The following is a 15,143-nucleotide window of genomic DNA, read 5'->3' on the forward strand; positions in this document are numbered from 1 at the left end:
CTTTCAGGCAATGTGTTGGAAGTCGTCGTTGGCCCATTCGCCCAGCTGTTCGAGCAGTTCCAGGGCCTCGCGGTACAGGGCGCCGCTGGTTTGCTGGCCAAGCTGCTGGCTCAGGTTCGCCGGGCGCTCGTCGGTGGCGTGGCGGGTGCCCTGCGGGTCTTGGCCCTGGCTGCGGATATGCAGCGGCAGGCGTTGTTCGCGGCCGTTCTCGTCACGCAATACCAGGCTCAGGCGTACCTCGCCGTGACGTTGCAGGTAGCGGCTGTCGATGCGGATCTCGCTGCTGCGCGCGTCGAAACTGGCCCAGCTCGGCAGTGGCAGGCCGTTGGCCAGGGTCACCCGCTGTACATCGGCGCCTTCGGGAATGTCTTGCGCCAGGTGCAGACTGACCCAGCGGCCGTCCTGCGTGCCGAGGTCGACCTCGGCGCGCAGGGTCTTGCCGTCGAAGTGCACGGCGCTGGCGCCGTCGCCCTGGAAGCCGCTGTCGGTGATGATGCGGTCGGCATTGGCCAGTTGCCTGGCGAGGGTGGTGCGGTTGCTGGCCAGGCCGCCGTCGTCCAGGGTGCTGTGACGCACGCTCTCGGGGGCGGGTTGGAACAGCGGGTCGTTGCCGGGCTCGACTGCGTTGAACGTGCGTTCTTCACGCTCGGACGCGGCCTGGCTGACGGCGACGGGCAACGCCGGGTTAGCGGCGGCATTGACCACCGGGGTCACCGGGTCGCTGCTGGCCGGGTTCGCCACGACCAAGGTCAGGGTGACCTCGGTGCTGCCGCCCTGGCCGTCGTCGGCGCGCAGGGTGATGCTGTAGCTGCCTGGCGTGGTGGGTGCCGTGCCGCTGAGGGTGTGGCTGGCCGGGTCGAACTGGAGGCCTTCGGGCAGCTCGCCGACTACTTGCCAGGTGAGGTTGTCGTCGTTGGCGTCGCTGAACAGGCTGTCGGGCAGCTGCACTTGGTAGGCTTGGCCGATGCTCACTTCGGGCAGGTGGTAGCTGTCATCGGCCACCGGGACCGCGTTGGCCACCGCCAGCTCCAGAACCAAGGTGGTGGACGCGCCGCTGGCGTCGGTCACCTTGAGGGTCAGGTTGAGGCTGCCGACCTCGCGTGGCGCGGTGCCGGACAAGGTGCGCGTGACCGGGTTGAACGTCATGCCGGTGGGCAGGCCGCTGATGCTGTAGGTCAGTGGCGCGCCTTCTGGGTCGGTGAACAGGTCGGCCGGTAGCTGCACGCTGTAGCGGGTGCCGGCTTGGGCGCCGGTCAGGGCATAGTCGGCGTAGGCCTCGTTGAGCACCGGTGGCTGGTTCGGCGGCAGCAGGGTCACGTCGATGTTGAAGCTGTTGCTGGCCAGGGCGTCGCTGGTGCTGCCGTCGTTCAGCATCAGGGTCAGCGCGTGGCTGCTGGGCTGGGCTGGGGCGTCGGCGCTGCTGGTCCAGGTCAGCTGACGGACCAGTGCGTTGGCCTGGGCGCGAGTCAGGGCGGTGGTGAAGGTTAGGGTGGTGACGTTGCCGTCGCGCACCAGGGTCGCCACCTGATTGCCGTCCAGCAGCACGTTGTTGCCATCAAGGCTGTAGCCGTTGCCGGCCAGCAGGCCGATGCTGTCGCTGGCCTGGCTGCTGATACTCAGGCTCGCGCCTTGGTAGTCGTCGGCCGCGTCCAGCTCGGCGTCACTGAGGGTCAGGCTCGGGTCGAGCAGTACCGGGGTGCGGTCGTCTGCCTCCAGTTGCGGGCCGTCCTGCTGCTGGCTGGCGATGACCGTGGCAGCGTTGCCGAGCACCAGCACGCCGTTGTCGGTGATCAGCACGTGGCTCGCACCGCCGACCTGCTCGCTGCCGCTCAGGGTGTTGCCTACGGTGGTGTAGCGATTGAGTGTGCCGTCCTGCTGGGTGACGAACAGCACCGAGCCGTCTGCAGATACCGCGATGTCGGTGATGCTGCTGCCACCTTGCACGCTGCCAAGGTAGGTGAGGGTGCCGCTGTCGCTGTCGAGGCGGTAGCCGGTCACCTGGCTGTCGCTCGCCACGTAGACGGTCTTGCCGTCGGCGCTCACGCTCACCTGTTGCAGACCACTCAGGGCGCCATCGCCTTCGCGACTGTAACCCAGCAGCGTCAGATCGCCCTCGCTGCCCTGGCGGTAGACGATCAGGCTCGAGCCGTTGCTCGAGTCGGTGACCACGAACACCAGGTCGCCCTGGGTGACCACCGCGCTGGGCGACCACAAGTGGGGCGCGCTCCACATGCTGGCTTCCAGGCCTCCGCCGTAGGTGATTTCGCCGCTGGCACTGTCGCGGCTGAAATACAGCACGGTGTAGGCGTTGATCACGAACAAGGTCTTGCCGTCGTCCGACAGGGCCAGGCCACGCATGTCGTAGAGGGCGCTGGCGTCGATCTCGTACTGGCTGACCACGGTGGTTTGCAAGGTCAGGCGGCCCTGGCCATCGGCACTGAAGCACAGGATGGCGTTGCCGTCGCGGTTCAGTGCGTAGAGGCTTTTGCCGTCGCTCGATAGTTGCAGGTGGCCCAGGCCGAAACCGCTGTCCAGGGTGCTGACGTGGGTCAGGGCGCCGCTGTCGTCGCGGCTGAACAGGGCGATGTTGCCCTGGCCATCGACGATGTACACGCGCAGGCCGTCGGCAGACACTACGCTGGCGGTGGGTGTGCCCAGGCCATAGTCGCTCAGGTCCAGATCCTGGACCCGCTCCAGGTCGCCCAGCGACAGCACCGGGTCGTCGGCCAGCACCGGGGCGTCGTTGACGGCGGTGATGTTCACGCGCAGCACCAGGCTATCGGCGGCAAGGCCACGCTGGTCGGTGAGGGTGACGGTTACCGCCACGCTGGCCACGGGCACGTCGCTGCTGTTGGCGTAGGTGATCTGGCGCAGGGCGTTTTGCACATCGGCGGTGGTCGGTATCTGCCCGGTGGCGTCACTGAAGCGCAGGGTGAGCACGCCGTCGCTGACGCTCAAGGTGCCGATCACCTTGCCGTCCTTGATCAGGTTGCCATTGTCCAGGCTCAGGCCGTTGCCATCCTTGAAGCCCAGTTGGTCGCTGCTGGTGTGGCCATCGCCCAGGGTCACGCGGATCACCGCGCCGTCGTAGTTGCCAAGGCCTGCATTGAAGGCGTCCATCTGGCTGTCGCCGACGCTGGCGTCTGGCGCCAGGTAGACCGCCTCGCCCTGCTCGGTGTAGCCAACGGCACTGCCACTGGCCTCCAGGGTTGGGGCGGTGTTCGGGCTCAGCGCCGGGGCCAGCGTGACCTGCGCCTGGCGGGTGGCGCTGCCGAGGTCGCCGCCACCGCCGCTGTCGCGCACGCTCAGGCTGATGCTGCGAGTGCCGCTCAAGTTGTCGCCGCTGTTGCTGTAGGTGAGGCTGTTGACCATGTCCTGGGCGCGCAGCGCATCGCCGTTGACGTACAGCACCAGTTGGGTCTGTCCGCCGCTGCGGATGATCGTGTACAGCTGCCCGCTGGCGCTGGTCTGTACGCCGGTCAGGGTGTTGTCCAAGTCAATCTTGCCACCGTCGACGCCGATGATGTCGCCGCTGGCGGCTGGGGTGAGGGTCAGCACCACTTGCCACACCTGCTGGTCCGCCTCAACCACATCGATCGTGGTGTTCTCGAACAGTTTTACCGGCTCGCTTTCGGCATTGTAGGTGGGCCTCAGGCCGGTGGTATCGACCACCGGGGCATCGTTGACACCCTCCAGGGTCAGTTCCACCAGGCGGCTGTCGCGGTAGCCCTCACCGTCGTTGAGCTGCACACGCAGGCTGGCGCTGCTGGCCGGGTCCTGGCTGGTATTGCGGTAGGCGATGCTGCGCAATACCTGCTGGGCGTTGGCCTGGCTGACACTGGCGATGAAGGTCAAGGTGAGGGTGCCGGTGCTTTGCACGAAGGTGGCGATGGCCTGGCCATCGAGCAGCACCTGGCCGTTCTGCAAGGTCAGGCCGCTGCCTGCGAGCAGGCTGAACACGTCTTCGGCGTTGTCACCGCCGTCCCGCGCGATCACGATGCTGGCGCCGTAGTAGTCGCCCAGGCCGCCATTCAAGGCGTCCAGTTGCGGGTCGTGCAGGGTGCCGCCGGGCAGCACGGCCACGGCGTCGCCGTCCTCGATGTAGGTGGTGGCCTTGGCCGTCAGGTCGAGCACCAGCAGGCCTTCGTTGCCGAAGTTGCCGGTGAGGTAGAGCTGGGTTGCGTCGGCGCTGAAGTTGGCGCTGCGGATCTCGTTCAGGTTTACGTTGGCGATGCTCAGGGCCTGGCCGGCGCCGAGGCTGCCATCGCTGCCCAGGTGGTACAGGCTCAGCTGGCTTTCGCCCACGACGATCAGGGCGCTGCCGTCGCTGCTGACCAGCAGGGTTTTCGGCACGCTGTCGAGGGTGAGCGTGCTGCCGAGCGGGGCCAGGCTGCCGTCGGCACTCACTTGCAGGCTGTACAGCGTGGTGCCGTCGGCCAAGTACAGGGTCTTGCCGTCGCCCGCCAGTGCCAAGCTGTTGGCATAGTGCTCGCCGGCACTGCCGGCCAGGTGCTGCACCAGGCTCAGGGCACCGTCGTCGCCCACGCGGTAGACGCTGACCAGGGTGCTGCCGCCGGAGGTGGCGGCATACAGGTACTTGCCGTCAGCCGACAGTTGCAGGTCGGTGTACCAGGCGTCGGCACCGGCTGCGTTGAAGCGGGCGGTCTGGGTCCAGCTGTCGCCGCTGCGGGTGAACACCAGCAGGCCGCGGTCGCTGCTCAGGTAGGCGGTATTGCCCAGCACCTGCACGTCGTTGGCAAGCCCTGCGTCGGCGGCGAACGTGCCCAGCGCGGTCAGGGCGCCGCTGCTGCTGTCGCGGCTGAACACCGCGATGCCATGGCTGTCGGTGCTCAGGTACACGGTCTTGCCGTCGTTGGACAGGCCGAGCCCGCTGCTGCCTTCGCCCAGGCCGTTGCTGGCGGTTGCCTCCACGGTGCTGCTCAAGCTCAGCGAGCCATCGCTGGCACGGGTGAATACATACAGCGTGCTGAAGTTGACATTGCCGCCCGTGCCGGTGCTTTCGTCGTACACCCACTCGCTGGTGCTGCGCAGCACGTAGACCTGATCGCCGATGCTGACTACGCCATTGATACCGGCATAGGGGTCGGGCCAGTCGCCTGACTGCACCCGCTCGGCCAGCTCCAGCGCACCGATGTCCGCGCCCAGTACCGGACTTTGGCGGCTGACGTTGACCTGGGCGGTGAGGGTGGTGCTGGTAGTATCGCTGCCGCCGTTGGCCGTGCCACCGCTGTCCTTGACCGCGCTCAGGGTGATGCTGCGCACGCCCAGGGTGGCGCCGCTGGCGTCGTTGTTGGCGTAGCGCGCACCATCGACCACTGCGGCGGCCGCGCTGGCGCTGATGCCGGCGCTGGAGCCCAGCACCACGGTGGCGGTGCCGTCGCTCAAGGTCACGCTGTAGCTCAGGCCGCCTGCGGTGACGCCGCTACCGGCGACCAAGGCGATTGGCGTGCCGTCGAGGTTCAGGGTTTCGCTGGCAGCATCTTGCACGCCGCTGACGGTGAAGGTCAGGCGGGTGATGGTCTGGCTGGCTTCGACCGCATCGATGGCGCTGGCGTCGAACAACTTGACGCTGTCCTTGCCGGGCTCTTGCAGGCTGTCCACAGCAGTGCCGCTGACCACTGGCGCATCGTTCACAGTGGCGATCTGCACCCGCAGTTCGCGGGTGGTGGTGCCACTTTTGTAGTCGTCCTGGAAGGTCAGTTTCAGGCTGACACTGGCCTGTGGGTCGTTGCTGGTGTTGGTGTAGGCAATCTGCCGCAGGACCTGGTTGGCCACGGCCGTGGTGGTGTCGGCGGTGAAACTGACGGTTATTTTGCCATCGGCGCTGGTGAGGGTGGCGATGGTCGCGCCGTTGAGCTGGATCTGCTCGCCGACGCGCGTCAGGCCGTTGCCAGCGGTGAAGTCGAACACATCGTCGCGGCTGGCGCCGCCTTCGCGCTCCAGGGTGATGACCGTCCCGTTGTAGTTGCCCGCGCCACTGGCCAGGGCGTCGAGTTCGACATCTGAGATGCCCAGGTTGGCGCCGGGGTGAATGGTGTCGGCCTGGCCTTCGGTGTAGTCGAGTTGGGCCGCGTCGGAGACGCTGATCATGGCCAGCCCACCTGCGGTGAAGAAGCCGCCGCCGTAGATCGAGCTGCCATCGGCCGAGACGGCGATGCGGTAGGCACGGCCTGCGGTGCCAGTCACCTGCTTGACGAACACCGGCTTGCCGTCCTCGCCGATGCTGTAGATACGCAGGGCGCCAGTGTTGGTGCCGGCGAACAAGGTCTTGCCATCGGCGGAAAGGCCCAGGCCCCAGACCTGTCCGCCCGTGGCGAGCTGTTGCAGGCCGGTCAAGGTATTGCTGGCGGCCTCGTACTGGAAGGTCAGGATCGAGCCACTGGTGCCGTTGGTCACGTAGACGAAGCCGCTGTCAGACACCGCCACGCTGCGGGCGAACGAGGTCAGGCCATTGCCGGTGATCTGTGCGGTGCGCGTGAGGTTGCCAGCGCCATCTGCCTCGTAGACCACCAGGATACTTGATCCAACCACGTAGACATTGCCGCGTGTGTCGGTGGCCACGGCAAAGGCGGTATTGAAGGTGCTGTCGGTGATCACCGTGGCTGCCGACAGCACGCCGTCGGCATCGCTGCGAAACACCAGCAGGGTATTGCCGGCCACGGCATACAAGGCACTGCCGTCCTGGGCCATGACCATTTGCTTGATCTGCGTGCTGCCGGCATCGAGGCTCTGGCCAGTGGCGGTCAGGCTGCCGTCGGCATTGACGTCGAACACGCTGACCACGTAGTTGCCGCCAGCGGCTTTCTGGCCGACGACGTACAGGTGCTGGCCGTCGGCCGAGTACACCGCGGAAGCGGCGCCCAGCAGGCCGTCCACCTCCACGCCATTGGCCGCGTTGCCATCGTCGCTGGTGCCTTGGACGATACGCTGGATCAAGCTCAGCGCTCCGCTATCGGCGTTACGGCTGTAGACGTACAGGGTGCTGTTGCCGCCCGGTGTGATGGCGTGGCCGGCATTGCTGTTGCCCAACACGAACACTGTGCGCCCGTCGTCGGAGACTTCAACGCTGTACACATAGTCGCTGAAACCGCTCAGACCGCCCTCGTGGGTGTACACCAGGGTGCTGCTGTCCACCTCGATGGCCGGTTTACTGTTGGCGGCTTCGGCCTCGGAGATGATTCGCAGGGTCAGCTCGGTGCGCGTGGAGGCGCCTGCGCTGTCGGTGACGGTCACGGTGATGGTGTGATCGCCGACCACGCCTGTGGTGCCGCTGATGATACGGGTGTCGGCGTCGAAGCTCAGGCCGGCTGGCAGGTCTTCGACCGCCCAGGTCAGCGTGTCGCCGTAGGTCTTGTCCTGGTCGCTGAACAGGTCCTGGTCGAGGGTGACGCTGTTGCCGCCCACGGTGATCAGCACGGTGTCGCTGGCCGTCGGGTTGAGTTCCGGGGCGCGGTTGGCGATTTGCGCCACCTTGAGGGTAAGTTCGATCGCAGCACGTTGTCCGCTGGCGTCGGTGACCGTGACGGTGACGTCGAACGCGCCGGTGGCGCTGGTGGTGCCGCTGATGGTGCGGGTCAGGTGGTCGAAGCTCAGGCCCTCGGGCAGGCCGCTGACGCTCCACACCAAGGCATCGCCGTCGGCATCGCTGAACAGCCCGCTGGGCAGTACGGTGCTGTAGGCGGTTTCGCTGGTAGCTGCTGGTGGCGTGTAGCTGCCGACGTTGCCCACCGGCACGCTGTTGGCGCGCAGGGTCAAGCTTAGGACGCCGCTGGCCAGCAGGCCGTCGCTGACCGCCACTTGCAGGGTCATCAGGCTGCCGGCCACGGTGTTGCTGGCGGCTCTGTAGGTGAGCTGCTGCAGTACCTGGTTAGCCACGGCCTTGGGCGTGTCGGCAGTGAAGGTGACGGTCAGGGTGCCGTCGTTGCCCACGCTGAAGGTGCCGATGACGACATCGTTGTGCTTGACGGTGCTGCCGTCCAGGGTCAGGCCGTTGCCGTCGGCCAGGCCGAAGCTGCCACCGCTGACGCTCGGGTCGACAGTGATGCGGGTGCCCTTGTAGTTGTCGAGGACTTCGAAGTTGGCGTCCCTGAAGCTCAGGTTTTCACCGAAGGTGTTGGCCTGGCCCAGGTTCAGGGCCTGCACGCGGGTGTAGCGGGTGGTGTTGTCGCCCGTCACCAGCAGCGAGCCGTTGCTGGAGAGCGCAATGTCCTGGCCGGTGGTGTTGCTGGCTTGGTTGCTGGTCAGGGTGAGGTTGCCGTTGGCATCGACCTGGTAGACGTTGAGCGCGCCGTTGCTCGATGCGGCGTACAGCTGACGGCCGTCGTCGCTGATGGCCAGGCTGCTGACACCGGTCATGCTCACGCTGCCAGCGGGCGTCAGGGTGCTGCCGTCGAAGCGCACGAGGGTGATCGTGCCGGTAGTGGGGTCGCCGATGTACAGGGTCTTGCCGTCGGGGGCGATGACCAGGCTGTCACGGGTGCTGTTCTGGGTCAGACCGTCGAGGCTGATGTTGGTCAGTTGCTGCGGCAGTTTGCCTTCGCTGTCGCGCTGATACACGGCCAGCGTAGGGCCGCTGCCGGTATTGCCCTTGTACAGCACGAACAGTGTGTCGCCGTAGCTGACGATCACACCGCCGCGGTTGTTGCCGATGGTCAGGGCTCGGGTGAAGACGCTCAGCGCGCCGGTATCGGTGTTGCGGCTGAAGACCACCACGTCGTTGCTTTCGGTGCCGGCATACACGTACTGGCCGTCGTCGGAAATCGCCAGGCTGCCGCTGATGCTGCCGTTCTGCGTTGAGTAGGCGCTGCTGGCGCTGATCTTGCCGTCGCTGCCGATGCTCAGCAGTGTCACGTCGGTGCCGCCGTTCTGGGTGTAGATCGACGTGCCATCGGCGCTAATGAGCATGTCGGTGATGCTGCCCAGGCTGCTGTTGCTGTAGGTTTGCAACTGGGTCAGGGCACCGCTGGCATCGACCGCGAAGACCTGCACACTGCTGCCTCCGGCGACGTAGGCGAAACGCCCGTCGGCCGACCACAACACTTCGCTGCCGGCACCGATGCCCAGGTCGCCGGCGCTGTAGGTTTCGCGGCTGTTGAGGCCGCCGCTGTCGCTCAACAGCGGCGCTACGTTGACCTGGTTGTCGAGGGTGACGCTGGCTTTGATCTGGCTCAGGTCGGCATTCTGGCCGCCTTCATCGGTCAGGCTCTTGAGGGTGATGGTGACAGTGGAGCTTTCGACCGACTTGTCCAGCACCTGATAGCGCATGTTGTCGATGACAGTCTGCACGTCGGCGGCAGTCACCGGTGCATCGGCGGCGTTCAGTTGCAGGGTGATGTTGCTGACGCCTTCGACGACGCTGACCTGCCAGGTGTAGCCATGGCTGGTCACGCCGGCCAGGGCGTCCTGCAGGACGATTTGCGCACCGTCGATCACCAAGGCCTGGTTGTCTGCGCTGCTGTTGACCTGCAGGGTGAGTTGGGTCAGCGGCTGATTGCTGCTGTCCAGGGATACCCTGACGTTGTCGAACAGGTTCACCGGCGCGAAGCTGTCGGTGGCATCCTTGATGGTCACCTTGCTGTCAACGGTGTCGGCCGCGACCCCCGGTGTGGAGGCCGTAGCGTCGACTTTGGCAGCCACTGCTTCTGCGGTAGCCACTGCCGCTGCATCCAGCAGGATGCGCGGTTCCAGGGCCAGCGCCAGGCGGGCGCGCGGGCTGCGATTGCGAGCGTTCGGGTTGATGGTCATGGTCTCGAAGTCCTGTCGATGAATGCGGGCGCGGCCTGGGGTCACTCGACCAGGCGTGCGTAAAACTCGTGCTTGATCTTGTCGGCGATGTCGTCCAGCAGGTGCTGGATCTGCTCCTGCCCTTGGTTGAAGGTCGGCGCGTCGGCGAAGGTCATGCTGCCGCCGCCCTGAGCGCAGGTCTGCAACGGCACCCCGGCGACCCGATCAAACAGCTGGCGGCCGAAGTCCTGCGGATCGCCCGGGCGCACACCGATGAAATGGAACTTCAGATGGCGGCCACGGAAGCTCTCGCACAGGTCCTGGAAGCGCTTGGACGCGGTCACGGTGCCACCTGGGTCGTTGTTGCCGCTCTGCACCGCTTCGCCGACCTGGCCGGCGTTGAAGGCATCGGTGTCGAACCAGTCGCCGATCGTGTTGGCCAGCATCACGATGATCTTGGCGTTCTGAGCGTTGTCGCTGTCGGGGAAGTCCAGCGGCAATTCGCTGTCGCCCCAACCGGCGCTGCCGCGCATTTCCGGCGACAGGGCATGGCCGGCCCAGCCCATGGCGATGGCGTAGTTGACGTTGAAGCCGGTACGCATTTCGTCGAGGCGCTCCTCGACCTTGCTCAACTGGTTGGTCAGCGGTAGCAGGGCGGCGCGTGGGCAGCCAACGTTACCGATGATGAAGCGGGTGTCGTTGACGCCGGTGGCCTGGCCGAAGTCGGGGTTGGGACCGGTCCAACTGATGCTTGGCTCCAGTGGGTGGTTTTCGGGCAGGTCGTGGCGGTAGTAGACGCGGGTGAACTGGCCGACCGGTGGTTGATCCCAGAAGTAAACCTGGCCCGGATACAGACCACGGTTCATGCACACGCGCTGGGTGCGCGGGTCGGGCATGCGCCCGTCGCCCAGGTCGCGGATGCCGGTGCGCCACAGCGAGGTCAGTTCTACCGGGCGGATGGCCGCGCCGGTCGCCCAGCGGCGCAGGCGCCCGGTGTCTTCGCGGTCGTACACGTTGACCACCTGGCTGTAGGGTACCAGCGACAGCCAGATGCGTTTTTCGCTGTTCTCGTCGTCATCCAGCAGGCGCGCGGCGAAGCGCTTGAACAACTGGCGCAAGGCGGCCAGTTCGGTATTGTTCTCGGTGCCGCTGTTGGGGATCACGATCGCCACTTCGGTCGCGCGCGCTACCACTTCGACGGTGGAGTGCACGCGCATCTGCTTCACTTGCCCGCCCAACAGCTCGGGGTTGGCCTCGAAGTTGACCTCGACCTTGTAACGCACCCGCTGGTCGTTGTCGGTCTGCTCTTCGAGTTCGACGTTCTGCGGGCCGATCTGCCTAGCCAGGCTGCTGTCCATCCCCAGGTTGTTGACCACGTAGCCATACGCCAACTGGTGTAGCACGGTGGGCGATTTCTCGTTTTTCATCAGCCGCTCGTTGCCCACCGCCATGGCCGCGGCGTCGGTCGCGCGCTTGACCTGCGCAGCGCTGCTGGTCATGCGGTGGGTATCCAGGGCATAGGCGGTGGCGAGCAGTGCACCGCCGATGGCTAGAACCATGAACGAGGCGATGCTGCCGCGTTGGCGGTGGCGGGCGCCGGTCATGGTGGGTTTGCGGGAGGGCATGGGCGTTGGGGCATCCGGGGTGGCGGGCGAGGGGATCGCGCGGGATGCAAAGATAAGAATAATTCCCAATATCGCTCAATGGGCGCTTCATTAAGAATGCTTAAGGGAGGGGCTGCGTGGCGTATCTGTGCGCAGTGAGTGCCTACGCCTGGTTGGCGCGGGTGATAGGCCCGTCGCTCGATGAGCGGGGCTGAGGCGGGGCGTGGGAGCTATAGCTGTGCTGCCTACCTCACGCGGGTAGGCAGCAGGTTTGGATCTTAGTCCTTGGCCAGGTTCGAGCGGCCCTGGCGCTCGCTCTTGTACTGCATCGCCACCGACGGTGCCGGCTTCGCGCTACCGGTCTCCAGCCATTGACGCAAGCGGCTGGCATCGGCGAAATGGGTGTACTTGCCGTAGGCATCGAGGATGACCATGGCTACCGGGCGGTTGTCCATCTTGGTGAGCAGCACCAGGCAGTGGCCCGCTTCGTTGGTGAAGCCGGTCTTGGTCAGCTTGATGTCCCAGTTGTTCTTGTTCACCAAATGGTCGGTGTTACGAAAGCCCAGGGTGTAGTTGGGTTTGCGGAACGCCACGGTCTTTTCGCGCGTGGTGGACAGCTCGCTGAGCATCGGGTACTTGCGTGCAGCCATCAGCAGTTTGGCCAGGTCCTGGGCGGTGGACACGTTCTGCGTCGACAGGCCGGTGGGTTCGAGGTAGCGCGTGTGGTTCATGCCCAGGCTGCGTGCTTTGGCGTTCATGGCCTTGATGAAAGCCCCGTACCCCCCAGGATAGTGGTTGGCCAGGCTATTGGCTGCGCGGTTCTCCGAGGACATCAGGGTGATCAGCAAGGTTTCGCGGCGGTTCAGCTCACTGCCCAGACGAACCCGCGAGTACACGCCTTTCATCTCCGGGTTGTTGGCGATGGTCATGGTAAGCATTTCATCCATGGGCAGCTTGGCGTCGAGCACGACCATCGCGGTCATCAGTTTGGTGACCGAGGCGATGGGACGCACGCGATCGGCGTGGCTAGCGTACAGCTCCTTGTTGGTGTTCAGGTCAATCAGCAGGGCGCTGCCTGAGGCCAGGTGAAGCTTGCTGGGGTCTGGCTGGACTTTGGCCGGGGGTTGTGCAGCAGCGGTCGACGGTAGGGTCGCAGTACCTGTGAGCAACAGCAGCAGGCTGAGGATGGACAGGGATGTTTTCACGTTGAGGCTCACTAAATGTTGGTATGTCGTTGGCTGTGCAAGGGTTTTCCCCCAAAAAACCGCTGCATTGTGGAGTATGGCCCAAACCCTGTCGAATGCCTTATGACTAAAGGGCGCAAGGTGAACGAAATTTAATCCTGTACCCATTACCGACATTTCCTACTTCGCCAATTCGGCCCAATCATTGGCCGAATTCAACCCGTTCGCATCGGGCGTGACGCTGACTGCCGGGAAACTTGCCTGACCTCAGGAGGCAGGGCGAGCGTCACGACCGATGCGGTTTGGGTATGAGGCACCCGGCCTCGGCGGCTGTCGTGGGTCAGCTATGCGTCAGTGAGAGGTTGCTGATAATGCACACCGAGCCATCCTCGGCAGGGGTCGAGTCGGTGTAGTCGATTTGGTTGTAGACCCCGCCGTGAAACTCGAACAGACGAGAGTCCCAGGTGTCGTCGAGCAGCAGGGCGCCGGATGAACCCGATGCGCCATTGCACACTGCTGCAACGGTGACCAGTCCTTTGGCGGTGACGTGGATGCTGACGGTGAACTTCGCCCCTAGAGGCACGCCTTTGAGTACGGTTGTGTTCACTGGCGTGGTTTGGTTGTACGTGGTGCGAAAGCCCATGGTGATGTTCCCCTTGTTCCAGAAAACCTTCACCGGTGGGCTGTCATCCCCCCGTACATGCACCTGCGCTATCACCACCTTTTGCGCCGAATTGACCTGGGTGAGGGTCATCTGCTGGCGGTTCCAGTGGTTCGCTGCACTGGCTAGCGTCCAGTTGGTCGATTCAGACCATTCACAACGGGTGCGATGCGTGCTTTTGCTCGAGGCACCCAGGGTGGGGGCTGAGAGCTTTACCGAACCATCGGACAAAACGCTCACGAAGCTCGGGTACTGGGCAATTGCCGCAGCACCATTGAGTTCGAGCGCAATGGGGTTCGTTGGCGAGGCGGGTACGGGGGTGGTGATCGTCAGGGCGTTGATGTTTACGGTCACGGGCACTTCTCCTTTTCGGTGGAGGACGAGGACGGCAGTCCAGAACGGACTGCGGCTCGGTGGCCGTCTAACCGTGCAGCTTGCGGTTGCGGGGTGAGCACCCGCATCCAGGTGATTTCCCGTCTGGTCCTGTCACCAAGGCCAAGCAGTGAAATCAGTATTTCCGGTGGGATCGGTGATCCCGTCCCTGGGCACTTTTTAGCATAGCGAGCTGACTGTGCGGTAGTCGCCTGAGCTGAGATTCTAGATCTCCTGCCCCAGACCTTCGGGTATTTATCGCTGAACGGCCCGATTTTCAGGCTGGGTGCAGACCGCCTCGAGATACTTCCAGCGGTGCCTAGATACACACCATGAGCAGCGCTGCGACCAGTGCAGGTGGCATCACCACCACCCCTACGCGCAAAAAATGCCAGGCACTGACATTCACCCCTTCACGGCGGATCGCCACCAGCCAGAGCAGTGTGGCCAGGGACCCGGTGATCGATAGGTTCGGCCCCAGGTCGACGCCGATCAGCAGCGCCGCAGTGGTCTGTCGTGGTAGCTCTGCCAGTGAGCCCATCGACCCTGCAATCAACCCCGTGGGCAAGTTGTTCATCAGGTTACTGGCCAGGGCGGCAGCGCTGCCTGCCACCCAGCTGGCCTCGATGGGTGAGGTGTGGGCCAGGTTCGACAGCGCCTGCGCAAGGCGCACCACCAGGCCGGTTTGGGCGAGTGCTTCGACCAGCACGAACAAACCTGCCACCAGCGGCAGCACGCCCCAGGCCACATGGCGCAGCACCGGCATTGGGCTGCGCCGCTGCTGCAGGTGGATCAGCGCCGTCGTCGCCACGCCCGCGCAGAACGTCGGCAGGCCCAGTGCGCGGTCCAGTGCCGAGGCGCCCAGCAACAAGGTGGCGGTAGCGCCGATGCCCACTGCGCACAGGCGCGCGCCTGAAGTCAGGGGCTGGGGGTCCACGCTCAAGGCCAGCGGTTGGCGGATCTGCCGACGTTGGGCGATGCGCAGCGCCAGGTAGGTAAGCACGATCGCCGCCAGCGACGGCAGGCTGAACTGCCTCAGCCAATCCAGCAGCGGTGGCATCTGGCTTGCGAACACCACCAGGTTCGCCGGGTTGGAGATCGGCAGTACAAAACTGGCCGCGTTGGCAATGAAAGCACAAATGAACAGATAGGGCAGGGGGTCGGCTTTAGCGGCCTTGCATGCGGCGTACACGGCTGGGGTCAAGACCACGGCCGTGGCGTCGTTGGACAGGAACACGGTAACCAGGGTGCCGACCAGGAAAACCAGGTCGAACAGCCGTTGTCCCGAGCCCCGCGCGTGCTGGACCGCGTAGCGGGCGAGCCAGTCGAACAGCCCTTGCTGGCGGGCAAGTTCGGCCAGCACCATCATGCCGATCAGAAACAAGTACACGTCGCCGCCTTCGGCCACGGCGGCCAGCGCGCTGGTTGGCGTGATCAACCCCAGACCGACCAGCAGTAACGCACCGCCGATTGCCCAGACGTACTCCGGGATACGCCAGGGGCGCAACAGGACACCGCAGGTGGCCAAGGCGGCCACCGTCCAGATGATCGATGGATGTTCGCTGACAGGCATGGTTG

At 65.1% G+C, this 15,143-nt stretch carries 5 protein-coding genes; all 5 read right to left on the reverse strand.

Going from position 1 to position 15,143, the window contains the following annotated elements; translation table 11 throughout:
- Window positions 1–3: 3 nt before the first annotated feature.
- Window positions 4–9,765, reverse strand: a complete 9,762-nt coding sequence (locus FEM01_RS01150; RefSeq protein ID WP_138217454.1) for a beta-propeller fold lactonase family protein — start codon at window positions 9,763–9,765, stop codon at window positions 4–6.
- Between the two features lie 41 nt (window positions 9,766–9,806).
- Complete coding sequence (locus FEM01_RS01155) at window positions 9,807–11,369, reverse strand: Tad domain-containing protein (RefSeq protein ID WP_138217455.1); 1,563 nt, start codon at window positions 11,367–11,369, stop codon at window positions 9,807–9,809.
- 257 nt (window positions 11,370–11,626) lie between these two features.
- On the reverse strand, window positions 11,627–12,553 hold the full coding sequence (pbpG, locus tag FEM01_RS01160) for a D-alanyl-D-alanine endopeptidase (protein ID WP_138217456.1): 927 nt from the start codon (window positions 12,551–12,553) through the stop codon (window positions 11,627–11,629).
- 319 nt (window positions 12,554–12,872) lie between these two features.
- Window positions 12,873–13,547 (reverse strand): polysaccharide lyase family 7 protein, encoded by a 675-nt coding sequence (locus tag FEM01_RS01165; RefSeq protein WP_138217457.1) that lies wholly within the window; start codon window positions 13,545–13,547, stop codon window positions 12,873–12,875.
- A gap of 337 nt (window positions 13,548–13,884) precedes the next feature.
- Window positions 13,885–15,138 carry an arsenic transporter gene (locus FEM01_RS01170; protein WP_138217458.1) on the reverse strand — a complete coding sequence of 418 codons (1,254 nt, stop codon included), beginning with the start codon at window positions 15,136–15,138 and terminating at the stop codon, window positions 13,885–13,887.
- Window positions 15,139–15,143: the final 5 nt, after the last annotated feature.

Source organism: Pseudomonas mosselii, assembly GCF_005796105.1.
GTDB classification, from domain to species: domain Bacteria; phylum Pseudomonadota; class Gammaproteobacteria; order Pseudomonadales; family Pseudomonadaceae; genus Aquipseudomonas; species Aquipseudomonas mosselii_C.

Bases quoted from the DNA above. Each gene is read 5' to 3' on its own strand.
- FEM01_RS01150 (WP_138217454.1), bottom strand. From the start codon at position 9,765: ATGACCATCAACCCGAACGCTCGCAATCGCAGCCCGCGCGCCCGCCTG.
- FEM01_RS01155 (WP_138217455.1), bottom strand. From the start codon at position 11,369: ATGCCCTCCCGCAAACCCACCATGACCGGCGCCCGCCACCGCCAACGC.
- FEM01_RS01170 (WP_138217458.1), bottom strand. From the start codon at position 15,138: ATGCCTGTCAGCGAACATCCATCGATCATCTGGACGGTGGCCGCCTTG.